The organism is Maribacter sp. LLG6340-A2 (assembly GCF_045057105.1).
Taxonomy (GTDB): domain Bacteria; phylum Bacteroidota; class Bacteroidia; order Flavobacteriales; family Flavobacteriaceae; genus Maribacter.
The window spans coordinates 2,732,787-2,758,158 of the sequence record NZ_CP159332.1 but is presented as its reverse complement, the minus strand read 5'-3'; the positions used below and the strand labels follow the sequence as shown (position 1 = coordinate 2,758,158).

Below are 25,372 nucleotides of genomic sequence, written 5' to 3'. Positions count from 1 at the left end.
ACTAATTCTTTTTAAAAGGTAAACCTAATTCCGTTAATAATGATTTTGCTTCCTTGTCAGTATTTGCAGAGGTCACAAAAGTAATATCCATACCGTTAATTCTATTGATTTTATCAATGTTAATTTCCGGGAATATAATTTGTTCCGTAATACCTAAGTTATAATTTCCACGACCATCAAAACCTGTAGCCTTAATACCTTGAAAATCACGAACCCTTGGCAAAGCAGACGTTACCAAACGATCTAAGAATTCGTACATACGCTCACCTCTAAGGGTAACTTTAGCACCAATAGGCATACCTTTTCTTAATTTAAAGGCAGCAACATCTTTTTTAGATAATGTAGCAACAGCTTTTTGACCAGTAATCATCGTCATTTCATCAATAGCATGATCAATAAGCTTTTTATCGGCAACAGCAGCACCAATACCTCTACTCATTACTATTTTTTCTAACTTAGGAACCTGCATTACATTACTGTAACCAAATTCTTCGGTAAGGGCAGCAATAATTCGCTCCTTATACTCTTTCTTTAATCTTGTAACGTATGCCATAACTAAATTACTTCTTTGGATTTTTTGGAAACCCTAACTTTTTTACCATCCTTTATTTCGTAACCTACTCTAGTTGTATCACCAGTTTTACTGTCGATCAAAGCCAAGTTTGAAATATGGATTAAAGCTTCTTTTTTCACAATACCACCTTGAGGGTTCTTTGCACTTGGTTTCTCATGTTTAGAGACCATATTAGCACCTTCTACAATGGCTTTATTTTTTTCAAGATTTACACGCATAATCTTACCCTCTGTACCCTTATGGTCACCAGCGATAATTCTTACCGTATCTCCTGTTTTTATTTTTAACTTTTTCATCTTGTCCGTTATATTATAATACCTCTGGGGCCAATGATACAATCTTCATAAATTGCTTGTCCCTTAGCTCCCTTGCAACGGGTCCGAAAACACGGGTTCCCCTCATCTCTCCAGCAGGATTTAATAAAACACAAGCGTTATCGTCAAATCTGATATACGACCCATCTGGTCTTCTTACTTCTTTCTTGGTACGAACGACGACCGCTGTTGATACCGCTCCTTTTTTGATACCTCCATTTGGAGTTGCTTCCTTTACGGTAACAACAATTTTGTCGCCTATAGATGCATATCTTCTTTTGGTACCACCTAATACACGAATAGTCAATACTTCCTTCGCCCCGGTGTTATCCGCTACCTTTAATCTAGATTCTTGCTGTAACATAACTTATTTAGCTCTTTCTAAGATTTCTACTAATCTCCAACATTTGGTTTTACTCATAGGACGAGTTTCCATGATCTTTACAGTATCACCAATGTTACAATCGTTCTTTTCGTCATGTGCAACATATTTCTTTGTCTTCAAAACGAATTTACCGTACATAGGATGCTTTACTCTTTTCACCTCTGAAATAACAATGGATTTTTCCATCTTATTACTAGTGACAACTCCTACTCTCTCTTTTCTTAAGTTTCTTTTTTCCATAAAGCCGAACCAATTATTGGTTTTCCCTATTAGTTAATTCAGTGGCCAATCTTGCTACTGTTCTCCTTACCTTTCTAATCTGCAATGGATTTTCCAACGGAGTTACAAAATGTGCCATTTTCAATTCTTCATGCTGCTTTTTATACTCGGCCAATTTCTCCGTAAGTCCTTCAACAGACAATTCTTTAATTTCTTGTTTTTTCATAGTTCCTTACGTTTAATTTCTACCCTCGTAATCTCGAGCTACAATAAATTTAGTTTTAACAGGAAGCTTTTGTGCCGCTAATCTTAAAGCCTCTTTTGCTACTTCCACAGGAACTCCAGCTACTTCGAACATGATTCTACCTGGTTTTACCACGGCTACAAAATATTCAGGAGCACCCTTACCTTTACCCATACGTACCTCAAGAGGTTTCTTGGTTATAGGCTTATCCGGAAATATCTTTATCCATAACTGCCCTTCCCTTTTCATATATCTTGTTGCAGCAATACGTGCAGCCTCTATTTGGCGTGAAGTCAAGAACGCTGCATCACCAACATTCTTTATACCGAACATACCATTTGAAAGTTGGTGTCCTCTACCAGCTAGGCCTTTCATACGGCCTTTCTGCATTTTACGGAACTTCGTTCTTTTCGGTTGTAACATTACTTTAGTTCTTTAAAAAATTACTTTCTACGACGTTGTTTTCTACCACCTTCTTGCTTACCTCCTTTAGAAGAATCACCTTTTTGCATTCCTACTAAAGGCGACAATTCTCTTTTTCCGTAAACCTCACCTTTCATGATCCAAACTTTTATTCCAAGTTTACCATAAGTGGTTTGAGCTTCTTGAAGAGCGTAATCAATATCGGCTCTGAATGTGGATAATGGAATTCTTCCGTCTTTGTAAGACTCAGATCTTGCCATTTCCGCACCATTTAACCTACCTGAAATTTGAATTTTAATACCTTCGGCATTCATTCTCATTGCAGCAGCAATGGCCATTTTAATAGCCCTCCTAAATGAGATCCTACTTTCAATCTGGCGGGCAACACTTGCCGCTACCAAATTAGCATCCAATTCAGGTCTTTTTATTTCGAAGATATTAATCTGAACCTCCTTATTGGTGATTTTCTTTAACTCTTCTTTTAATTTATCAACTTCTTGTCCACCTTTACCGATAATAATACCAGGTCTTGCAGTGGTAACCGTTACCGTTATAAGCTTTAGGGTACGTTCTATAATAACTCTAGAAACACTAGCTTTAGAAAGTCTGGCGTGAATATACTTTCGTATTTTATCATCTTCAGCCAATTTATCCCCATAATCGTTTCCACCATACCAGTTAGATTCCCAACCTCTAATGATTCCTAGACGATTTCCTATTGGATTTGTTTTCTGTCCCATTCTAGTTTTCTGTTATATTTTTAGACCCTAAAACCAAAGTAACATGGTTTGAACGTTTTCTAATTCTATGTGCTCTTCCTTGTGGAGCTGGACGCAATCTTTTTAACATTGCACCACTATCAACTCTAATTTCAGCAACAACTAAATCTGCATCTTCAACATTTGCATCTTCATTTTTAGCCTGCCAATTTGCCAAAGCGGATAATAATAATTTTTCTAGTTTTCTAGAAGCCTCCTTTGGGTTGAATCTTAATATAGCTAAGGCATTTTCAACTTTAGCACCTCTAATTAAATCAGCAACCAAACGCATCTTTCTTGGCGAAGTTGGACAGTTGTTCAACTTAGCAAAAGCTACCTTCTTTTTTTCAGCCTTGATTCTTTCGGCCATTTGTTTTTTACGAACTCCCATAGCTTACTTTTTTCCTTTGTTTTTTGCACCAACGTGACCTCTAAAAGATCTAGTAGGTGAAAATTCCCCAAGTTTATGTCCAACCATGTTTTCAGTTACAAAAACAGGTACAAATTGTTTTCCGTTATGAACAGCTATTGTCATTCCAACAAAATCTGGAGTGATCATAGATGCCCTTGACCAAGTCTTAATTACCGATTTCTTACCGGATGCTGCACTTTGTTGGATTTTTTTCTCCAAGCTATAGTGTACGTATGGTCCTTTTTTTAGTGAACGTGCCATTTCTTTCTACTTTTTTATTTCTTTCTACGTTCTATAATATACTTATTGGTGCTCTTAGTCTTAGAACGGGTTCTAAATCCTTTTGCAGGTATACCGTTTCTAGATCTTGGATGACCACCAGAAGCTCTACCTTCACCACCACCCATTGGATGATCTACAGGGTTCATAGCCACCGGTCTTGTTCTTGGTCTTCTACCTAACCATCTACTTCTACCAGCTTTACCGGAAACAAGTAATTGATGATCAGAGTTAGAAATAGCACCTATTGTAGCCAAACAACCAGAAAGAACCAATCTTGTTTCACCTGAAGGCATTTTAACGGTTACAAACTTACCGTCCTTTGCCATTAATTGCGCAAAGGTACCTGCACTTCTTGCCATAACAGCACCTTGCCCAGGCCTTAACTCAATACATGAAATGATGGTTCCCAAAGGAACTTCACTCAAAGGCATTGCATTACCGATCTCTGGCGCTACATCAGAACCCGAAGAAATCTTCTGTCCAACCTGCAAACCGTTTTGTGCGATCACATAACGCTTTTCACCATCAGCATACTCTACAAGAGCAATAAATGCCGTTCTATTTGGATCGTACTCTATAGATTTTACGGTAGCTAGCACATCTTGCTTGTCCCTTTTAAAATCTATAACACGATACCTTCTTTTATGACCTCCACCTTTTTGGCGCATGGTCATTTTTCCTTGACTGTTTCTACCTCCGGACTTTTTTAACGGAGCAAGCAAGCTTTTCTCCGGCTTATCAGCAGTAATGGCGTCAAATCCGTTTACTACTCTAAAACGCTGTCCAGGAGTGACTGGTTTTAATTTTCTAACTGACATTTCTTGTCTTTATAGATTACTGTAAAAATCAATAATATCACCTTCAACAACATCTACAATTGCCTTTTTAATTGCATTTGTTTTACCATGCTGCACCCCAGTTTTAGTATATCTGGATTTTCTGGTGGGCCCGTAATTCATTGTACGAACCTTTTTAACCGAAACACCATAAGTTGCCTCAACTGCATCTTTTATCTGCAATTTGTTTGCCTTAGGGTTAACTACGAAACCATAACGATTGTTCAACTCGCTATCCGCAGTCATTTTTTCCGTTATAATTGGCTTTATCAACACACTCATGATATTATTGTTTATTTAAATTCGATTCTATTCCTTCTAGAGAGCTCTCCAACAACACCACACTATTAGCATTAAGTATTTTGTAAGTGCTTAATTCTGAGTTAGTTATAACTTCAGACCCTTTGAAATTACGCGAAGACAAATATACACCTTTATTTGAATCACCCAACACAATCAAAGACTTTTTGTTTTCAATTCCTAAAGTCTTTAAAACTTCAACAAAATCCTTTGTTTTTGGAGTATCAAAATCAAAATCCTCAACAACGATTATGGCATTATCCTTAGACTTTAAAGTCAAGGCAGATTTTCTTGCCAAACGTTTAAGGTTTTTATTCAATTTTTGGGTGTAATCCTTAGGTCTAGGGCCAAATATTCTACCACCACCTCTAAAGATAGGCGACTTAATACTACCGGCTCTTGCCGTACCTGTACCTTTTTGCTTCTTTATCTTTCTAGTACTACCTGCTATTTCTGCTCTCTCCTTAGCTTTATGCGTACCTTGTCTTTGATGTGCCAAATATTGCTTAACATCTAAATAAACCGCATGCTCATTAGGCTCTATAGCGAAAACATCATCAGAAAGGTTTGCCTTTCTACCTGTGTCTTTTCCTTTAATATCTAAAACTGCTATCTTCATTACCTCTACTTTTGTATCGTTACATAAGCATTCTTATGACCAGGAACACAACCTTTAACTACTAAAAGATTCTTTTCTGGAACTACTTTTAAAACCCTAAGGTTTTGAACCGTAACACGGTCAGACCCCATTCTACCAGCCATTTTCATACCTTTAAATACTCTAGCTGGGTAAGATGCTGCACCAATTGAACCTGGAGCCCTAAGCCTGTTATGTTGACCATGGGTTGCTTGACCCACACCACCAAAACCATGACGCTTAACTACACCTTGAAAACCTTTTCCTTTAGAAGTACCAACGACATCAACAAATTCGCCTTCAACGAACACATCTACACCAACAGTGTCTCCTAATTTAAACTCACCTTCAAAATCTCGGAATTCAACGACTTTTTTCTTAGGAGAAGCACCTGCTTTTTTAAAGTGGCCAGATTGGGCCTTATTAGCACGACTTTCTGCCTTGTCATCGAAACCAAGTTGAAGGGCACTATACCCGTCAACCTCTTCGGTTCTGACTTGGGTAACTACACATGGGCCAGCTTGTATAACGGTACATGGAATATTCTTTCCATTCTCGTCAAAAATACTGGTCATGCCTACTTTCTTTCCTATTAACCCAGACATACTTATTTATATTAATTATTACTATTAAATACTATTCAAAAAAATAGGGTCAAAATAATTTAACCCTAAATTATTTTTTCCGTTTTTCCCTCGCCCGCAGCTTAGGACATGTTACTCACCTTAACAAGGTAAGTTTATTACCTACACCTTAATCTCAACCTCTACACCACTTGGAAGCTCTAACTTCATAAGGGCATCGATAGTTTTAGAAGAAGAGCTATAAATATCCAATAACCTCTTGTAAGAACTTAATTGAAACTGCTCTCTTGATTTTTTATTTACGTGCGGAGAACGCAATACCGTAAAAATCTTTTTATGCGTTGGCAAAGGAATTGGTCCTGTAACAACAGCACCGGTTGTCTTTACCGTCTTTACAATCTTTTCAGCAGATTTATCTACCAAATTATGATCGTAGGATTTTAGTTTTATTCTAATTTTCTGACTCATGTCCTAAATTTATGCTGTTATTCCTTTTGCTGCTTTAATAACTTCTTCAGATATATTTGAAGGAGTTTCCGCATAGTGTGAAAATTCCATAGTAGATGTTGCACGACCGGAAGATAATGTTCTTAACGATGTTACATATCCAAACATTTCAGATAATGGAACAGTACCTTTTACTACTTTGGCACCAGCCCTATCGCTCATATCACCAATAGTACCACGTCTTCTGTTCAAGTCACCTACAATGTCACCCATATTTTCCTCTGGAGTAATTACCTCCAATTTCATTATCGGTTCCATGATTACGGCACCAGCGGCTTTACCAGCAGCTTTATAACCCATTTTGGCAGCCAATTCAAAAGAAAGTGCATCTGAATCCACAGGGTGGAAAGAACCATCCTTTAATACTACTTTCATAGTATCCATCTCATAGCCAGCCAAAGGTCCGTTTTGCATAGCAGCAACAAATCCTTTTTCAACAGCAGGAATGAATTCTTTAGGAATACGTCCACCTTTAATTTCGTCAACAAACTGTAACCCATCTCCTTCAAAATCCTCATCAGCAGGACCCATTTCAAAAACGATGTCACCAAATTTACCACGACCACCAGATTGCTTTTTATAAGTTTCTCTATGTGATGCAGTTTTCGTTAACGCTTCTTTATATTCAACTTGTGGCTCACCTTGGCTAACCTCAACTTTAAATTCCCTCTTAAGACGATCAACAATAATATCTAAGTGAAGCTCACCCATACCGGATATAATTGTCTGACCTGAAGCCTCATCGGTTCTAACCGTAAAAGTTGGATCCTCTTCAGCCAATTTACCTAAGGCCATACCCAATTTATCCACATCTGCCTTAGTTTTAGGCTCTACAGCAATACCAATTACCGGCTCTGGGAAATCCATACTTTCCAAAACGATAGGATGTTTTTCGTCAGACATCGTATCACCAGTTTTAATATCCTTAAAACCTACAGCAGCACCAATATCACCTGCTTCGATATAATCGATAGCATTTTGTTTATTAGAGTGCATTTGATAAATACGTGAAATACGTTCCTTTTTACCTGAACGGTTATTCAATATGTAAGATCCAGCATCTAAACGACCAGAATATGTTCTAAAGAAAGCCAATCTACCTACAAAAGGATCGGTAGCAATTTTAAAAGCTAGAGCTGAAAAAGGCTCCTTAACATTAGGCTTACGCTTTTCAACAGCACCTGTATTTGGATTAGTTCCTTCAATATCATCCTTATCTATAGGAGAAGGCAAGTATCTACAAACAGCATCCAACAAAAACTGAACACCTTTATTTTTAAAAGATGAACCACATATCATTGGAATGATTGCACGATCCATAACCGCAGCCCTTAAAGCAGCATGTACTTCCTCCTCAGTAATAGAGTCCTCATCCTCAAAGAATTTCTCCATCAATTCCTCATCGTACTCAGCAACAGCTTCGATCAAGGCAGCTCTATACTCCTTAACCTCTGCTTTCATATCTTCAGGAATATCGATCACATCAAAAGTAGAACCGAAACCTTCATCATGCCATACAATTGCTCTATTCTTTGCCAAATCAACGATTCCTTTAAAATCCGCCTCTTCACCAATAGGTAATACAATAGGAACTGCATTTGACCCCAACATTTCCTTAACCTGCTTACACACCATAAGGAAATTAGAACCTTGACGGTCCATTTTGTTTACAAACCCAATTCTTGGCACTTTATAATTATCGGCCAATCTCCAGTTAGTTTCAGACTGAGGCTCTACACCATCAACCGCACTAAACAAAAAGACCAAACCATCCAAGACACGTAAAGAACGGTTTACCTCAACGGTAAAATCAACGTGACCAGGAGTGTCAATAATATTAAAATGATAATCTTTTGTATCTGGCAATTCCTTTGCATTCTCCAACGGGAACTTCCAGGTACAAGTTGTAGCAGCTGAAGTAATTGTAATACCTCTTTCCTGCTCTTGCTCCATCCAGTCCATAGTGGCAGCACCATCATGAACCTCTCCTATTTTATGACTTACACCGGTGTAAAAAAGTATACGTTCGGTAGTCGTAGTCTTACCTGCATCAATATGCGCGGCAATTCCTATATTTCTTGTGTATTTTAAATCTCTTGCCATTATATATTAGAATCTAAAGTGAGAGAATGCTTTGTTTGCCTCGGCCATTTTATGCGTATCCACTCTTTTCTTAACCGCAGCACCTTCTTCTTTTGCAGCAGCTAAGATTTCGCCAGCTAATTTTTGAGACATTCCTTTTTCATTACGCTTTCTTGCATAACTGATCAACCACTTCATAGCGGTAGATATTTTCCTGTCCGGTCTAATTTGCATCGGTATCTGGAACGTTGCCCCACCAACTCTTCTACTACGAACTTCAACATGTGGCATAACATTACTCAATGCATCTTTCCACAACTCCAAAGCCGTTTTCTCTTCATCGGTTTTTTTAGCGTCTACGATATCTATTGCATCGTAAAAAACACTAAAAGCAACTGATTTTTTACCATCCCACATCATCATATTGACGAAACGCGTAACCAATTGGTCGTTAAACCTTGGATCCGGTAAAAGTGGTCTTTTCTTTGCCTGTCTTTTTCTCATTACTTCCTTTTAAACAAGTTTAATTACTTCTTAGGTTTTTTTGCACCATATTTTGATCTACGTTGTGTTCTACCGGCCACACCTGCTGTGTCCAATGCACCACGTACAATATGATACCTTACCCCAGGTAAATCTTTAACTCTTCCGCCTCTTACTAATACTATCGAGTGCTCTTGAAGATTATGTCCTTCACCGGGAATGTAAGCGTTAACTTCCTTACCATTGGTTAACCTTACCCTTGCTACTTTACGCATAGCTGAATTTGGTTTCTTTGGCGTTGTAGTATAAACACGTGTACAAACACCCCTTCTTTGAGGACACGAATCCAAAGCAGCCGATTTACTCTTCTTAGTAATCGTCTCTCTTCCTATTCGTACTAATTGTGATATTGTTGGCATACTATAATATAATGTATAAAATTACCCCTACTTTAAGGGTCGGCAAATGTAGTAATATTTCAGTATAATTCAAACCCCGATCAAATTATTTTTATATTTTTTTTCATAATCGATTTTACAGGCCATATTAATGTTAAATTTTACCACGCCCAAACACGAGGTTTTTTAGCCAAATTTGAAGATTTGAACCTTTCAACCGCAAAATATTTTAATGCTGTCTTCTCCTTAAAATTAGCATATTCTCAAAAATTGATAGGTAAAATTATATAACTTAAAATATGCGCGGTGTTTTATCTGTAACTAATAATTTTATGAGTTTCCTTAAAGTTTTATTAAAATTCACTTGCATTATTAACAGTTTATTGTGAAGTTTGCCGCTAGCTAATTCAAATAATTTAAAAATGAGAACAAAACTAAAAGGATTGTTAACGCTTCTTTTGGCGTTAGTTGTGCATCTTTCGTTCGCACAACAAAAAACAGTTTCCGGTACGGTTACTGATCAAGATGGGCTTCCTTTGCCTGGGGTAAACATTGTAGTCGAGGGCACCACAAATGGTACTCAGACTGATTTCGATGGAAATTACTCCATCAGCGCCTCTGAAGGACAGACATTATTATTTACCTATATTGGACAAAAAGCTGTTCGTCAAAATGTAGGTGCAGGAGACACCGTTAATGTTGCCATGCAGGAAGACGCGCAGGCTCTTGAAGAGGTTGTAGTAACAGCGCAAGGTATTAAGCGTGAAAAAAAGGCTTTAGGTTATGCAACCAGCTCTGTTGGTCAAGAAGCCCTAGAGTCTAGAGCTGAGGGTGATGTTGCTCGTGTACTTGCCGGTAAGGCCGCAGGTGTAAACATTACTTCCGGTGGTGGTATGTCAGGTTCTGCAACCAGTGTGACCATTAGGGGTCTAAGTTCATTTAGTGGAAGTAACCAAGCTTTATTTATTGTGGATGGTGTTCCTTTCAGTAATGACACGAACAGTGGTGGAGATTTCCTTTCAGGTAATACGGGATCTTCACGTTTTTTAGATATTGACCCTAACAATATTGCCAACATAGAAGTACTTAAAGGTTTAGCCGCTACAACATTATATGGTACCTTAGGTAAAAATGGTGTTATTCTTGTTACTACTAAGGCTGCTGCTAATACCGGTGGTGTTAAAAAGAACGAGATTTCAGTAAACACTTCTTACTTTGTTAACGAATATGCTTCCTTACCTGAATACCAAACTAAATATGGTGGTGGATTTGACCAAGCATTTGGTTGGTTCTTCAGTAACTGGGGACCAAGTTTTGATAGAGAAGGAACTGCAGGTTGGGGCGCGCAAGCTGCCATTGATGAAAATGGAACTTTGGAACATCCTTATTCAACTACTGCAATTGCTGCAACCAGAGAAGCTTTTCCAGAATTGCAAGGCGCACGTTATGAGTGGAGACCTTATGATTCAGTAGAGGAGTTTTTTGCTCCTGGTCACGTGACCAATACCTCTGTAAACTTTGCTGGAGGTTCCCAAGATGGAAACACTACATATAATGCTAACTTAGGGCATCTTAACGATGTTGGTTTTACACCAGGTAACCAATTAAGACGTGTCAACTTTTCTGTTGGTGGACGTTCTAAATTAAGTAACAAATTCACCATTGCAGGAACAATGAACTATTCAAGAACTGATTATGACACTCCTCCGGTATCAGCAAGTAGAGGTAACGGTGGTATTAGTTCTAACTCTGTATATGGTGCTGTATTATTTACCCCAAGAAACGTAGATTTAATGGGCTTACCTTTTGAAAACCCGGTTACTGGTGGTAGTGTATACTATAGAAATGGTAATGATATCATAAACCCACGTTGGGTAACAGAACACATTAAATTCAATCAGTTAACAAACAGGTTTTATTTTAATACTTCTTTATCCTATGAAATCAACGAAAATTTAGGAGTAAATTGGAGAACTGGTCTTGATTTCTATAATGAGAGAAACACTCAGTTTTCAGATAAAGGTGGGGTAGAATTTGATGGCGATATTTTTGGGTTCTTAAACACATTTGATAACAACAATACTATTTGGGACCATACGGCATCCTTAAACGGTAACTATGACATATCCGATAAAATAGGTCTTACCTTTAACGTTGGTGCTAATGCACGTTCAGATGAGTACGACAGACAAGGGGTAGCAAGTTCTGGACAAATTGTATTTGGAGTTAGAAGACATTTTAACTACGAAAATCAGTTACCAATACAATTCTCTAGAAAAAGAAATATTGTAGGTATGTTCGGTGATGTAAGTATTGATTACGACAATATGTTATTCCTTAACCTAAGTAGTCGTACGGATTGGGTTTCTAACTTGATTACAGAAAACAGAAGCCTTACCTACCCGGGTGCTAGTTTATCTTTCTTGCCTACTGCGGCTTTTTCTGGGCTACGTTCAGAAGGTGGACTTAACTACTTAAAACTAAGAGCTAGTTATGGTACTTCAGCAAACTTCCCGGAAAATTATCCTACAGTTAGTGGTGTTGATCAAAACACTCAACAGCCTGGTGGTGCCTTTGGTTCTATAACTCTTAACAGCATCAGTTCCTTTAAAGCTAATCCTAATTTAAAACCAGAATTACTTAAAGAGTTTGAAGTAGGTTTTGAAAGTAAATTTTTCAATAATCGTGTTTCTTTGGATGCAACATATTATGACAGAAGAACGGATGACCTAATTGTTACGGAGCCATTATCTCCATCAACTGGTTTCCAATTTACTCAAAGTAACATAGGACAGATCAGTAACAAAGGTTATGAAGCCGATTTAGGAATAGATATATTCAGAAATCCTGACGGATTTAACTGGAAATCTAGTGTAAATTTCTTTGCCAATAAAGAAATTGTTGAAGAACAAGAACAGGATATCATCATTTATGCCGGTAACCAGGCTTTATTCATTGGTGGTAATGCCGCTATTAAAGGTGAGTCTTTAGGTAGTATAGTAGGTACCGCTTTCGCAAGAAACGAGAATGGAGACCTATTGACAAATGCTGCTGGTAACTATGTAATTACTGAATCTGATTTAGATGGTAATGTGCCAATTATTGGTGATGCCGTTCCAGATTATACAATGAACTTCATTAATTCCTTATCCTATAAGAACTGGAGTCTTGGATTTCAAATTAACCATATTAAAGGTGGTGACATCATGTCCAGTACCATTGCAACATTGCTTGGTAGAGGTTTGATCGTTGAAACAGAAGATAGGTTGAACACGTACATCTTACCAGGTGTTAACCAAACAACAGGGGAACCTAATGATGTACAGATCAATAACTCCACATACTACTTTAGTAACTTGTTATTTGGTCCTGCTGAAGCTAAAATTTATGATGCATCGGTAATACGTTTACAAGAGGTTTCTTTAGGCTATTCATTACCTAAGAAATTTTTGGAAAAAACACCTTTTGGAAGCTTGACATTCACCGTACAAGGATTTAACCTTTGGTATGATGCTTACAACACTCCAGATGGCGCAAATTTTGATCCTAACGTTGCAGGTGTTGGTGTAGGAAATGGTAGAGGATTTGACTTCTTGAACGGTCCAAGTACCAGAAGATATGGTATGAGCGTAAAGATGACCTTTTAAAAATTGCTAAAAACAAGATATATCATGAAAAAAATAATTAAATACATATTGGTGGTATTTATTTCAGGTAGTTTTCTAAACTCCTGTGATACCACTGAATTGAATCTTACAGAAAACCCTAATATACTTACACAGGGAGATCCAAATCTATTACTTAACACTATTCAGTTAGGTTATAGAAATAATGTTAGCACCTTTAATGGTATTGGTGGCGCATTAACCAGAATCCAGTTTATGGGAGGTAGGGATTATTTCAACAATTATCAAGGTGCAACTATGAACGGTATATGGTCTACGACCTATAGTAACATTTTTGCAAACCTTCAAGAAATTGAAAGAATCAATGCCGAATCTGACATCAATTATGATTTCCATGTTGCAGTTGGAAAAATTGCCCAAGCACATAGTTTAATCATCTTAGTTGATATGATTGGGAATGCAGCGTATTCAGAGGCTTTGAATCCTGTAGAGTTTCCTGCACCAAATTTGGATGATGGCGAGACCATTTATGCGGTTGCTCTTAGTTTATTAGATGAGGCACAAGCCTTATTAAGTACTGATCCAGCAACTCAGGGAGCAACGGATTTCTATTATGACGGAGATTCTTCTAAATGGATAAAGGTGATCAATACCATAAAGCTAAAAGCTTATAAAACTACAGGAAATGTTTCTGCTTTTAACAGTATTATTCAAGGTGATAATTTCATTAGCAGTAATGAAGATGACCTACAGTTCACGTATGGTACAAACCAGTTACAACCAGATACACGTCATCCAGATTATGCAAATGATTACACACCAAGTGGCGCTAATCTATATCGTTCTAACTGGACTATGGAAACAATGCTTTTAAAGGATGATCCAAGAATTCGCTACTATTTCTATCGTCAAGTAAACGGTACACCAGGTGCTCTTGATATTGATGGTGAAGAAGTTGATCCAAATGAAGAAACATTGGCTTGTTCTTTGGTAGTACCGCCACAGCATTATATTGATGGTGGTTACACTTACTGTAGCGTTGATAATGGGTATTGGGGTCGTTCTCATGGAAACGATGAAGGTACTCCTCCAGATGGTTTCACTAGAACAGCTTCTGGCGTTTACCCAGCAGGTGGGCGTTTTGATGACAACAGTTTTGGTGAAGTTGGATTAGGTGTAGGTGGCGGCGGTGCCGGTATCGAGCCTATGTTATTAGCGTCATGGGTTGATTTTTGGAGAGCCGAAATGGCAGCGTCTGATGCGGATAGAGCAACATTAATGGAAGCTGGTATGACCAAATCCATTGCTAAAGTTCAAACCTTTGGTGCTTTAGATGGCACTGCAGATAAATCTTTTGAACCTACTGCAGATGAAGTTACAGAATACATTGAGGGTATTGTAGAAGAATATAATACTGCTACAGGTGATGACAAAGAAAATGTATTTGCCGAGCAATATTGGATAGCACTATACGGTGGTGGTGGAGAATCCTGGAACTACTATAGAAAAACAGGATACCCTACTACTTTACTTCCAAACTGGGAGCCAAATCCTGGTCCGTTCCCAAGGTCTTTATTGTTACCGCAGAATGAAGTAGTGACGAATCCAAATTTAACACAAAGAACATCGCTAACTACTCAGGTATTCTGGGATACAAATCCTGCTAGCCCTGCATTTCCACCGGCGAATTAATTAATTAAAAAACTTAAAATGATGAAAATAAATTATAAAGTTTTTACAGCAGTTATTCTCACTTCGCTGATGTTCACTTCTTGCGATGAAGGAGATGCTGTAGTAGATGATGTTGTGGCAAACACCACAAGAGGAGCAATATTAAGAACCATTGAGGTAAAATCAAATGAATTACCCATTGGTGTTGACACTGGAGAATTCGCAGTTGACCTAGAAGTACAAAGTGAAGCGGATGGTACTTTAGTAGATGCATTAGAAGTTTATGTAAGCTTTGTGGATGCAGATACCAGCAATGGTCCAGGTGATGTAGCGGAGTCTTTGTTAACTACCGTTCCTTCTTCAGAATTTGGAGTAGGTGACAGAGGTTTACCTACATATAGTTTCTCAGCTACTTTAGGAGAGTTATTAGGTATAACTGGACTTTCTGCAAGTGATATAGATGGTAGTGATCAATTTAGAATCAGGTTCGCTTTAATTCTAAACGATGGAAGATCGTTTTCTTTCGCACAGAATTCTGGTACTTTGACCGGTTCCTATTTTTCCTCTCCATTCTTATATTCCGCTACTGTTGTTTGTCCTCCAAAAGCACCAACACCAGGTGTTTGGACAATTAACATGACAGATTCTTATGGTGATGGTTGGCAAACATCCACAGGATTAGGTGGAGATGGTATAACCGTAACCTTAGATGACGGAACAGTATTGGAAGTTGGACTATGTTCTCCATATGCTGGAGCAGCAGGAACATTCTTGGGAGGTTCTGATTGTGTTCCTAACGATGGTTCAACTGGTGTTGGTACCATTACCATCCCAGAAGGTACTACATCTGCCGATTGGTATTTCCCTGGTGATGAGTATGGTGAAATAGGATTTGAAATCGTTACACCAAACGGTAATGTTGTTGGTGGCTACCAAAGTGCTGATGCAGGTCCTATAACTATAGATTTCTGTAAGGATTAATATATAGGTAAATCCAATTTTACCTTTTATATAACAAGCCACCTCTTTTATGGGGTGGCTTATTTTTTAAATAACCAATTCATGCTGTATTAAAATAGAATTTCCCTGAACTCTATTAAAACCAGTTTATCCATTTGATAAAAACAATTTGTAAGATATAAGTTTTACAAATTACACACGCTTTAATTGACGCCTACAAATACTGGCCTTAACTAAAAATAATGATTTTAAAAAGAATTCATACATATGCTGTTTTATTAATTTGTATTGGGGTTTTTATTACATGCCCTTCTTGCACTAATAAAGATGATATGGTTCTTGACCAAGAAATGCCATCTAATCCAGAAGGTGATCAAGACGTGAACACAGATGAAGATTTCACACCAATTGGAACTGTAGAAATTTTCAATGATTCTAAAATAGATACCAATTATATTTTAGTAAATGATGCGGCCGCAAACCGTGTCTATATAATGAATAAAAAAGCTAAACTACTCCATGAATGGACCTTAACCAACAATATTGGTAATGATGTTTACTTAATGCCCAACGGAAAACTATTAGCCTCATTAGAATCAGATGAACCAAAAATACCTTTAGGGGGCAAAGGAGGTAAAATACAAATTATTGAGACGGACAACACTCCATCTTGGGAATATATATATTCAAGTACAGAAGGTGAAACCCATCACGATGTAGAAATGTTACCCAATGGTAATATTTTAGCAATGGTGTGGTCAATTACAGATTCTATACAAGCCAAAGAAGAAGGGTATATGTTTTCAGAGGATATTTATCCTGAATCTATCATAGAAATTAACACAAATACAAGTTCCATTGTATGGGAATGGCATTCCATGGACCATCTTGTTCAAGAAAATGATTCAACTAAACGTAATTACGGCACCATAGCTCATAACCCTCAATTAATCGACATCAATTACAGCGCAAAAGAAACATTATTGCCAGAAGTTAAAGGAGATATTATGCACGCCAATGCTATAGCATATGATGCTGAAAAAGACCTTATCTATTTAAGTGTCAATTCATTCTCTGAAATTTGGGTAATTGACCATAGTACAACTACAGAAGAGGCTGCAAGTCACCTAGGAGGCAATTACAATAAAGGGGGAGATTTAATTTATCGTTTTGGTAATCCTGAAGCATATGAAAACGAACAAGGTCTACGCTTATTTCAGAACAATCATTTTCCTAACCTTCTTAAAGGAGAACACAAGGGTAAATTGTTAGTGTTTTCTAATGGAAATGATATAAAACAATCCACAGTTTACGAACTAGAATTACCGGAGACTTATAATTTGGAACCTAACAAAAATAATGAGCCAAAAATTACATGGAGCTTTACAGACCCAGATATGTATTCAGGTAAAGTATCAGGAGCTGTTCTACTTGAAAATGGCAATATTCTTATTACTGAGGGTGATTTTGGCTTTTGGGAGGTAACTAGAGAGAAAGAAGTGGTTTGGAAATTTAGTGCTCCAGGATTTTATTGGAGAGGATATCATTACTTACAAGAAGCTCCGGAAATTCAAAAATTAGGTTTATAAAACTGAAATAAAATATAAACCCAATCTTTTTCAGACATAACTATCCATGTAAATTATCAATAATTCATGAAAAAATATTTCTATATACTCTTCATTTTATTTATCTCATGTAATTCAAAAAATGAGTCGTCTTCAACATTAAATGAGATCGCTCATAAAAACAATAGTGAAACCATAGCTCCCATCTTTGAAAAAATACCTAGTAGCTACAGTAATATTACCTTCTCAAATAACATTAGCGAAAATCTTGAGACTTTGGAGAACCTCTTTAGTTTCGATTATTTTTATAATGGCGCAGGTGTAGGTGTAGAAGACTTAAACAATGATGGCCTATTGGACGTATTTTTCTGTGGGAATCAAGTTCCTAATAAATTATTTTTAAATAAAGGTAATCTAGAATTCAAGGATATTTCCAATACATCCGGTATCAATGCCAAAAAAGAATGGAGTAATGGAATTACCTTTGTAGACATTAATAATGATGGCTACAAAGATATCTATATATCACAGGGTGGTCCAAAAGAACGTGTAAACAGAAAAAACGTATTGCTCATCAATAACCAAGATTTGACCTTTACAGATAAGGCAGAAGAATATGGGTTGGCAGATATGGGAATTTCTACACAAACTGCTTTTTTTGATTATGATCAAGACGGCGATTTGGATTGTATAGTCATGAACGAAAATGAAATTTACGGGGTTGACCCCATAAATTTTTACCAAATTGTCAATAAGAACAATGAAATAAAATATTTTAACAGTTCTCATTTCTATGAAAATAAAAATGGAAAATTTATTGATATCACAAAAGATGCCGGTATTGAGAATCCAATTTTTGGATTAGGCCTATGCATAAGTGATGTTAATAAAGACGGATGGTTAGATATGTACTTGACCAGTGATTATTATATACCAGATGCTTTGTATATAAATCTGCAAAATGGCACGTTCAAGGAATCTATCAAAGATTATACACAGCACATTTCATATTATGGCATGGGTATAGATATCGCGGATATCAATGCAGATTCTAAACAAGATATTTTTACTTTGGATATGTCGTCAAGCGATCACATTAGGTCCAAGACCTTAATGGCCAGTATGAATCCACAAAGGTTTGATTATCTGGTTAATAATGCAGATTTTCACTACCAATATATGTTTAACTCCCTGCAGTTAAATTTAGGAAATAAAAAATATAATAATATTTCTCAGTTAACAGAGACCGCAAACACAGATTGGAGCTGGTCTGTGCTAATGTCAGATTTTGACAATGACGAGGATAACGATATCTATATAAGTAACGGGTATAGAAGGTATGCACTTGATAATGATTTACAGAACAAAGTCTTTGCTGCAAAAAGAAAGTATGGAAGAAATGTTCCTTATGAAATAAAGGAACAGTTATATGCATCTATGCCATCAGAAAAATTACCAAATGTTCTGTACCGTAATGATGGTAGTTTGGCATTTACGGAAGAAGCAGAAAATTGGGGATTAAACGACTATTCTTTTAGTAACGGAGTTGCCCAAGGCGACTTGGATAATGATGGCGATATAGATTTGATCGTCAACAATATGGATGAAGAGGCATTTCTTTATAAAAATACCACCATGGAAAATGACAAAGGCAACTATTTAAAAATAGAACCCGTGGGAGATACCTCAGAGTCGTTTTGTAAAGTAGAAATAAAATATAGTGGCAAAACGCAGTTTGCAGAACTTAAAAGAGTTAGGGGGTATATGTCTTCTCAGGAGAACAATATACATTTTGGCCTAGGAACACATTCTAAAATAGACACTCTATGCATAACTTGGTTAAATGGGAAAACCCAATATATGTATGATGTTAGTGTAAATACCACGTTACAATTAAACATTAAAAATGCAACAGAGGTAAACCATTTTAAATTACCCCTCCCTCCTATTTTCAATGAATTGAAACCTAAAACAATAGGCCTTGAGTACACCCATATTGAAAATGAATATGATGATTTTAGTTCAGAAATATTACTACCGTATAAACAATCTACTTTTGGACCTTTTATTTCACAGGGCGATTTAAATTCAGATGGCTTAACAGATTTGTTTATAGGTGGAGCATCCAATCAACCCGCATGTATTTATTTTCAAACCACCAATGGATACCAAAAATACATTCCTGAGGTATTTAATAAAGACAAGTCCTATGAAGATATGGAGTCAATAATGTTAGATTTGGATAATGATGACGATTTGGACATTTATGTGGTAAGCGGTGGCAACGAATACCAAGAAAATTCGTCTTTGTACCAAGATCGTTTATACATTAATAACGGTTCTGGTGAGTTTTCAAAATCCAATGACCCTGCTTTAGTTTCGTTCGCTAAGAATGGCAAAAGTGTAGAAATAATAGATTTTGATAAGGACGGTGATATGGACATCTTGGTTGGCAACAGATCTATTCCAAATAAATATCCACAGCATTCTTCTTCAACATTATACGAAAATGTAAATGGGTCACTAATTGATGTTACCAAGGAAATTGTACCACAACTAAAAGATTTTGGTATTGTTAATAGCATCATTAGCACAGACTACAACAATGATGGCTGGCAAGACTTCATTGCTGTAGGGGAATGGACAGGAATAGGTTTTTTCAAAAATGAGAATGGGATATTTACTTTGGACAAAATTGACCCATTATTAGAAAAAGGTTGGTGGTTTTCCATTCAGGAAACTGACATTAATAATGATGGTTTAAAAGATTATTTAGTGGGTAATGTTGGCCTTAATTTAAAATTCAAGGCAAGTAATAAAAAAACCTTTAAAATATATTCTAATGATTTTGATAACAACGGTACAAATGATGTGGTGTTAAGCAAAAAATACAAAGGGGAATATGTTCCGGTTCGTGGTAGGGAATGTTCTTCACAGCAGATGCCATTTATTAAAAATAAATTTAAAAGTTATTCATCATTTGCACATGCATCCTTAGAGGATATATATGGAGAAAACCTAGAGAACTCCTATAAAAAGGAAGTTACGAATTTTCAATCTGTTTTGCTCATCAACCAGGGCAACGGTAATTTTAAAACAAAGCCTTTGCCAATAGAAGCGCAACAATTTCCAATATTGGGCAGCTCATTTATTGATGTAAACCATGATGGTTTTGAAGATTGCATAGTTGCTGGAAATATATTTGAAACAGAAGTGGAAACCCCTAGGTTGGATGCAATATCCGGTCTGGTATTACTATCTAACCAAAAAGATGGTTACACACCCATGTCATACGAGAAAGCAGGCTTATATTTTACTGACAATCTCAAGGATATAATTATTACCGAATATGAAAATAAACCGCTTCTAATTTGCACAAATAATAATAATGAGATGTATACTTATAATTTCACATCAAATTAACTTTTAATTACCTATCTATTAGTATAATTTTATTATGTTTAAGCTTAAAGAAATCATTATGAGAAATTTACTTTGCCTGTTCTTTATATTTGGAGCAGTAACTACAGGGATAAGTCAGTATGCAGGTCAAGCATCCACAAACATGTCCGCAGGAGGTGGTGAAGGGGCCTCTGGAGCCATTTATGATTTAATGGGGCCTATTAGCGAGCGTAACAAGAAAAAAGAAAATACATATTCTGATTATCAAGGATCACCTTATATCTCAGATTCATTTTTACCCACCACTATGTACTACGGCGGTGAAAATATGGGTAAGATTTTTTACAGATACAACGCCTTAAATGAAGAAATAGAGATTAAAAAAGCCAACATTGAAGAAGCTACCGTTCAAAGCCTATCAAGGGATAAAAAAATAAGTATTTTGACCGATGGAAAGAAAATGAGCTTTAAAACATTTACTACATCAAAGAAAAAAACGTTAAACGGCTATCTTACCACAATTATTGATGGCAAAACCTATGACTTATACAAAAGAAACTACGTAAAGTTTACAGAAGGTAAGCCCGCGCCAAATTCATTTGTAAAGGCAGTACCAAGTAGGTTTACACAATTTACAGAGTATTATTTTCAAAAAGAAGGTGTAAACCGAATGGATGAAATTAAACTAAAAAACAACCATTTGCTAAAACTTTTAGACGGTAGCAAAAAGGCAGAATTGAAAACATATTTAAAAGAAAACGAACTAAATATAAAGAACGAACAAGATCTAATCAAGGTATTTGATTATTTGAACAGTTAATTTCTTTTGACAATAAGATTTACAACCGCCCAGCAATAGTTGGGCGGTTTTTTATTTACCTTTGCCCCATGCAAAAAACTACCCAAATTTACGGATTACGAGCCATTATAGAAGCCGTTAACTCTAACGAGGAGATAGATAAGGTATTTCTTCAAAAAGGCTTAAAAGGCGAGCTCATGAAGGAACTGGAGAGTCTTTTGCGCAGAAACGAGATCAATATGGTCTATGTACCGGTAGAAAAATTAAACCGGTTGACTAAAAACAACCACCAAGGTGCGGTGGCGAATATATCACCTATTTCATTTTTTACCTTAGAAGAGTTAGTAGAGAAAGCTGACAAAAAAGAAGGTCCTACCCTATTTTTACTACTTGACCAACTTTCTGATGTCCGTAATTTTGGAGCAATAATCAGAACGGCGGAATGTACCGGTGTAGATGGTATTATTGTGCAGAAAAAAGGTGCGGCCCCGGTAACGGCAGATACTATAAAAACATCTGCAGGTGCGGCGTACAAAGTGCCTATTGCAAAGGTAGACCACTTAAAGGATGCTGTATTTTATTTACAGGCATGCGGTATTAAAATTGTAGCCGCTACGGAAAAGACCAAAGATTCCGTTTACGATATTTCCTTTAAGGAACCTATTGCTATAGTAATGGGTGCTGAGGATCGTGGTATCTCCCCTTCTATTTTAAAGGCTTCGGATTATAAAGCTAAACTTCCTTTACTAGGTGAAATAGAATCTTTAAATGTATCTGTGGCCTGTGCTGTTTTCTTATATGAGGCAGTACGTCAAAGATTATAGCATTTATTCTTCCTTATCTTTATGATCAGGACTTTCTTTATAGATATAGGTTATTTTTAAGGAATCCTTTTTTTCGATTTCCTCCTCTGCAGGTAATTCTTTAAAATTCCCATTTTCATCAAAATGTTTTAGAAATGGGTCTTCATCTTCATTATAATCCTCATTTTCCCAATCGTATTTATTATGCACAGGGATATGTACTTTAAAAATCATGGCCAATAAAAGACCTGTTAAAAATCCCGACAAATGTCCTTCCCAAGATATACCTTCCTTAACCGGAAAAATATACCATAATAAACTACCATAGATAAAAACTACTATTAAGGAAAGTGCAATCAATCTAAAATAGGAGCTAAATACCCCTTTAAAAAAAATAAAACTAGCCAATACATAGATGAGTCCGCTTGCTCCAATATGGTATGAGGTTCTACCTATGCACCAAGTTAAAAATCCTGATAGTAAAACACCATAAAAAAGTATACGCCAAGCAAGGTTTCTATAAAAATAAAAAAGCGCCATCAATAAAATGCCCAGAGGAATGGTATTGTTATAAAGATGTTCTAAAGAACCATGAATAAAGGGACTAAACAATACACCCTTTAATCCGGAAACTGTTCTTGGCAAAATACCAAAGTCATTTAAATTAATGCCCATTTGTAGTTCCATCCAATAAACCAACCATATAATAATCATACCTAATAATGGCACAATTACATTGGTCTTGGAAAATTGAAAATGTCCAAAATCTAACATATCTAAGAATTTTCTATTAAAAAGCAATTATGTCTCCAAATTAATCAATCTGGTCAAATTGTCATTATTTATTAAAGGCATGGATTGGTGTATTAGAATTATCCAATCTTTTAAGTTTATCATACTTTTGTAACATGAATGAACCTTTAGCAGAACGCGTACGTCCAAAAACATTGGATGAGTATATTAGTCAACATCATTTGGTAGGTGAAAAAGGCTCGCTAACCCATCAAATTAAAAAAGGTATTATTCCTTCGCTAATTTTATGGGGTCCCCCTGGTACCGGTAAAACCACGCTGGCCAATATTATTGCCCAAGAGAGCCAAAGACCATTCTATATCCTTAGTGCAATTAATAGTGGTGTTAAAGATATTAGGGAAGTTATAGAAAAAGCCAAACAGGCGGGTGGCCTTTTTACCGCTAAGAACCCTATTTTGTTCATAGACGAGATACATAGGTTCAGTAAATCACAACAAGATTCATTGTTAGGTGCCGTTGAGAAAGGATGGGTAACCTTGATTGGGGCAACTACGGAAAACCCCAGTTTTGAGGTTATTCCCGCTCTATTGTCCCGGTGTCAGGTATATATTTTAAATGCCTTTGGAAAAACTGATTTAGAGAATCTGATAAAAAGGGCAATGGCTAAGGACAGTTTGTTAAAATCTAAACAAATTGAACTTAAGGAAACCGAAGCCTTATTGAGATTATCCGGTGGAGATGGCAGAAAACTGCTTAATATTTTTGAGCTTGTAGTTAATTCAGAAGATAGTGAAACCATAGTTATTACGGATGAACTGGTACTCTCCAAAGTTCAGAAAAACACAGTACTTTATGATAAAACAGGTGAGCAGCATTATGATATTATATCGGCATTCATTAAATCCATAAGAGGTAGTGATCCCAATGGTGCGGTATATTGGTTGGCAAGAATGATAGAAGGCGGTGAAGACGTAAAGTTTATAGCTCGTAGAATGCTTATATCCGCTTCTGAGGATATAGGTTTGGCAAACCCCACGGCTTTGGTAATGGCGAACACCACTTTCCAAGCTGTTTCTACCATTGGTTATCCGGAAGCCCGTATTGTTCTGAGCCAATGTGCAATCTATCTGGCAACCTCGGCAAAAAGTAATGCGAGTTATATGGCCATTGGTAAAGCACAACAAGCAGTTAAGCAAACGGGTAACCTATCCGTTCCTTTATCGTTGCGCAATGCTCCTACAAAACTAATGAAAGATTTAGGCTATGGGCAAGAATATAAGTATGCCCATGACTATCAAAATAATTTTGTGGATGCGGAATTTTTACCCGAAGAGCTTATTGGCACTACTTTTTACAAACCAGGCCATAATCCAAGGGAGAAGGCCTTAAGTGATTTTTTAAAGAATAGATGGAAAGATAAATATGATTTTTAAAATTTAATATTTAACTCTTCTTGAATTAATGTATTGTTCTGATAATATTCAAAAATCCATTTGCCATCTTTTTGATAGACCATTCCGTTTTTATCATCGGCTTGTGCCATAAATACGTTTTCAGCAGAACTGTTCAATAATTTCATTCTAATCTTAGGTGTACTATCTACTAGCTGATAGCCATTTTCAGTGGATTGTGCGTATAGAACATCCTTAATTTTTGACAGATTGGGTTGCAGTTTTTTAAACTTAGGCTCCTCTTTTTCTACCTTGGTAATGGTAGAGGTTACAGGTTCGTTGTTCTTGTAAAGCTGAGCGCTTTCTGTAGCCTCTTGCTCTATCACTTTAGATTTCTTAGGTTCTTTAGCCACAATCTCCTTTTGTGCTTTTTGAACTTCCTTATCGTTATTTACTTTTGGTTCTTGAACGGTTTTAACATCGTTCCTGAAATTTACCGTAATGGTCTCATCATTCATATTACCACCGGTATAGGCATAATCCACACTATTAAATGAGCGCATCGCCTCTCTTATAGCTTCTGAATAAGAAGCCTTATATTCTTTTTCCTTACTTGTGCCCTGCATGGTCTTATAAACTTCTACACCATTACAGTCCGTAAGATTTATCATGATTTTCGTCGTAAACATAGAACTATCATCAAGCAAATCTGCCATAAGACCCAAACACCTATTGGACCTTAACTCTAACGGCAAGGCGTCATCATAAACCACATTGAACCCTTTTCCGTTAAAAAGGTATTTAACCAATGTGCTGGTTTGATGTTCGTTGGCCTTTTTAAAGGTTTCAAATTTTTTAGGCACAACAATATACTTGTAATCGTTCAAGTTAGTCTGGGCATAGGCAGAAATACCTAAGGAAGTAAATAGTAGGGCAAAAATTGTTTTCAAAACGTAATAAA

Annotated in this window: 27 protein-coding genes; 8 read left to right on the top strand and 19 right to left on the bottom strand. The window is 36.6% G+C overall.

The window, feature by feature from the left end:
- Position 1: 1 nt before the first annotated feature.
- From rplE to rpsL, 17 genes are all read right to left on the bottom strand, one after another.
- On the bottom strand, positions 2–553 hold the full coding sequence (gene rplE, locus ABVM52_RS11540; RefSeq protein WP_089259454.1) for a 50S ribosomal protein L5: 552 nt from the start codon (positions 551–553) through the stop codon (positions 2–4).
- A gap of 2 nt (positions 554–555) precedes the next feature.
- On the bottom strand, positions 556–870 hold the full coding sequence (gene rplX / locus ABVM52_RS11535; protein ID WP_405380626.1) for a 50S ribosomal protein L24: 315 nt from the start codon (positions 868–870) through the stop codon (positions 556–558).
- Positions 871–883: 13 nt separating this feature from the next.
- The gene (gene rplN / locus ABVM52_RS11530; protein WP_027064819.1) at positions 884–1,252 is read right to left on the bottom strand and encodes a 50S ribosomal protein L14; all 369 of its coding nucleotides are present in this window, start codon (positions 1,250–1,252) and stop codon (positions 884–886) included.
- Positions 1,253–1,255: 3 nt separating this feature from the next.
- The gene (gene rpsQ, locus ABVM52_RS11525) at positions 1,256–1,513 is read right to left on the bottom strand and encodes a 30S ribosomal protein S17 (RefSeq protein WP_058104316.1); all 258 of its coding nucleotides are present in this window, start codon (positions 1,511–1,513) and stop codon (positions 1,256–1,258) included.
- Between the two features lie 13 nt (positions 1,514–1,526).
- Positions 1,527–1,718, bottom strand: coding sequence for a 50S ribosomal protein L29 (gene rpmC, locus ABVM52_RS11520; RefSeq protein ID WP_405380623.1), 192 nt, complete (start codon positions 1,716–1,718; stop codon positions 1,527–1,529).
- 12 nt (positions 1,719–1,730) lie between these two features.
- Positions 1,731–2,159 (bottom strand): 50S ribosomal protein L16, encoded by a 429-nt coding sequence (gene rplP, locus ABVM52_RS11515; RefSeq protein WP_405380621.1) that lies wholly within the window; start codon positions 2,157–2,159, stop codon positions 1,731–1,733.
- 20 nt (positions 2,160–2,179) lie between these two features.
- Positions 2,180–2,899 (bottom strand): 30S ribosomal protein S3, encoded by a 720-nt coding sequence (rpsC, locus tag ABVM52_RS11510; protein ID WP_089259450.1) that lies wholly within the window; start codon positions 2,897–2,899, stop codon positions 2,180–2,182.
- A gap of 1 nt (position 2,900) precedes the next feature.
- Positions 2,901–3,308, bottom strand: coding sequence for a 50S ribosomal protein L22 (gene rplV, locus ABVM52_RS11505; protein WP_405380619.1), 408 nt, complete (start codon positions 3,306–3,308; stop codon positions 2,901–2,903).
- A gap of 3 nt (positions 3,309–3,311) precedes the next feature.
- Complete coding sequence (gene rpsS / locus ABVM52_RS11500) at positions 3,312–3,590, bottom strand: 30S ribosomal protein S19 (protein WP_089259448.1); 279 nt, start codon at positions 3,588–3,590, stop codon at positions 3,312–3,314.
- A 14-nt stretch (positions 3,591–3,604) separates the two neighbouring features.
- Positions 3,605–4,429, bottom strand: a complete 825-nt coding sequence (gene rplB, locus ABVM52_RS11495; protein ID WP_405380617.1) for a 50S ribosomal protein L2 — start codon at positions 4,427–4,429, stop codon at positions 3,605–3,607.
- A 9-nt stretch (positions 4,430–4,438) separates the two neighbouring features.
- Complete coding sequence (gene rplW / locus ABVM52_RS11490) at positions 4,439–4,729, bottom strand: 50S ribosomal protein L23 (RefSeq protein WP_405380615.1); 291 nt, start codon at positions 4,727–4,729, stop codon at positions 4,439–4,441.
- 4 nt (positions 4,730–4,733) lie between these two features.
- Positions 4,734–5,366, bottom strand: coding sequence for a 50S ribosomal protein L4 (gene rplD, locus ABVM52_RS11485; protein WP_405380613.1), 633 nt, complete (start codon positions 5,364–5,366; stop codon positions 4,734–4,736).
- Between the two features lie 5 nt (positions 5,367–5,371).
- Entirely contained in the window at positions 5,372–5,989 is a 618-nt protein-coding gene (gene rplC / locus ABVM52_RS11480; RefSeq protein WP_405380611.1) for a 50S ribosomal protein L3, read from the bottom strand.
- A gap of 141 nt (positions 5,990–6,130) precedes the next feature.
- The gene (rpsJ, locus tag ABVM52_RS11475) at positions 6,131–6,436 is read right to left on the bottom strand and encodes a 30S ribosomal protein S10 (RefSeq protein ID WP_007094989.1); all 306 of its coding nucleotides are present in this window, start codon (positions 6,434–6,436) and stop codon (positions 6,131–6,133) included.
- Between the two features lie 9 nt (positions 6,437–6,445).
- Entirely contained in the window at positions 6,446–8,578 is a 2,133-nt protein-coding gene (gene fusA, locus ABVM52_RS11470; protein ID WP_405380608.1) for an elongation factor G, read from the bottom strand.
- 6 nt (positions 8,579–8,584) lie between these two features.
- Positions 8,585–9,061 carry a 30S ribosomal protein S7 gene (rpsG, locus tag ABVM52_RS11465; RefSeq protein WP_405380606.1) on the bottom strand — a complete coding sequence of 159 codons (477 nt, stop codon included), beginning with the start codon at positions 9,059–9,061 and terminating at the stop codon, positions 8,585–8,587.
- A gap of 23 nt (positions 9,062–9,084) precedes the next feature.
- Entirely contained in the window at positions 9,085–9,459 is a 375-nt protein-coding gene (rpsL, locus tag ABVM52_RS11460) for a 30S ribosomal protein S12 (protein WP_405380604.1), read from the bottom strand.
- A gap of 401 nt (positions 9,460–9,860) precedes the next feature.
- On the opposite strand from rpsL, the gene ABVM52_RS11455 reads away from it, so the two are divergent.
- The 7 genes from ABVM52_RS11455 (at position 9,861) to rlmB (ending at position 22,288) form a co-directional block, all read left to right on the top strand.
- On the top strand, positions 9,861–13,085 hold the full coding sequence (locus tag ABVM52_RS11455; protein ID WP_405380602.1) for a SusC/RagA family TonB-linked outer membrane protein: 3,225 nt from the start codon (positions 9,861–9,863) through the stop codon (positions 13,083–13,085).
- Between the two features lie 24 nt (positions 13,086–13,109).
- The gene (locus ABVM52_RS11450; protein ID WP_405380600.1) at positions 13,110–14,756 is read left to right on the top strand and encodes a SusD/RagB family nutrient-binding outer membrane lipoprotein; all 1,647 of its coding nucleotides are present in this window, start codon (positions 13,110–13,112) and stop codon (positions 14,754–14,756) included.
- A gap of 18 nt (positions 14,757–14,774) precedes the next feature.
- Positions 14,775–15,716 (top strand): hypothetical protein, encoded by a 942-nt coding sequence (locus tag ABVM52_RS11445; protein WP_405380598.1) that lies wholly within the window; start codon positions 14,775–14,777, stop codon positions 15,714–15,716.
- A gap of 311 nt (positions 15,717–16,027) precedes the next feature.
- Complete coding sequence (locus tag ABVM52_RS11440) at positions 16,028–17,284, top strand: aryl-sulfate sulfotransferase (RefSeq protein ID WP_405380596.1); 1,257 nt, start codon at positions 16,028–16,030, stop codon at positions 17,282–17,284.
- A gap of 66 nt (positions 17,285–17,350) precedes the next feature.
- Complete coding sequence (locus ABVM52_RS11435) at positions 17,351–20,686, top strand: VCBS repeat-containing protein (RefSeq protein WP_405380594.1); 3,336 nt, start codon at positions 17,351–17,353, stop codon at positions 20,684–20,686.
- Positions 20,687–20,744: 58 nt separating this feature from the next.
- Complete coding sequence (locus ABVM52_RS11430; RefSeq protein ID WP_405380592.1) at positions 20,745–21,485, top strand: hypothetical protein; 741 nt, start codon at positions 20,745–20,747, stop codon at positions 21,483–21,485.
- Between the two features lie 68 nt (positions 21,486–21,553).
- Positions 21,554–22,288, top strand: coding sequence for a 23S rRNA (guanosine(2251)-2'-O)-methyltransferase RlmB (gene rlmB, locus ABVM52_RS11425; RefSeq protein WP_405380590.1), 735 nt, complete (start codon positions 21,554–21,556; stop codon positions 22,286–22,288).
- A gap of 3 nt (positions 22,289–22,291) precedes the next feature.
- Here the strand turns inward: rlmB and ABVM52_RS11420 are convergent, their stop codons facing one another.
- Positions 22,292–23,041, bottom strand: coding sequence for a rhomboid family intramembrane serine protease (locus ABVM52_RS11420; protein WP_405380588.1), 750 nt, complete (start codon positions 23,039–23,041; stop codon positions 22,292–22,294).
- 134 nt (positions 23,042–23,175) lie between these two features.
- Between ABVM52_RS11420 and ABVM52_RS11415 the strand changes: the two genes are divergently transcribed.
- Positions 23,176–24,453: a replication-associated recombination protein A gene (locus tag ABVM52_RS11415; RefSeq protein ID WP_405380586.1), complete on the top strand. Its 1,278-nt coding sequence runs from the start codon at positions 23,176–23,178 to the stop codon at positions 24,451–24,453.
- Here the strand turns inward: ABVM52_RS11415 and ABVM52_RS11410 are convergent.
- The gene (locus tag ABVM52_RS11410) at positions 24,450–25,361 is read right to left on the bottom strand and encodes a hypothetical protein (RefSeq protein WP_405380584.1); all 912 of its coding nucleotides are present in this window, start codon (positions 25,359–25,361) and stop codon (positions 24,450–24,452) included. The genes ABVM52_RS11415 and ABVM52_RS11410 overlap by 4 nt on opposite strands.
- Positions 25,362–25,372 lie beyond the last annotated feature (11 nt).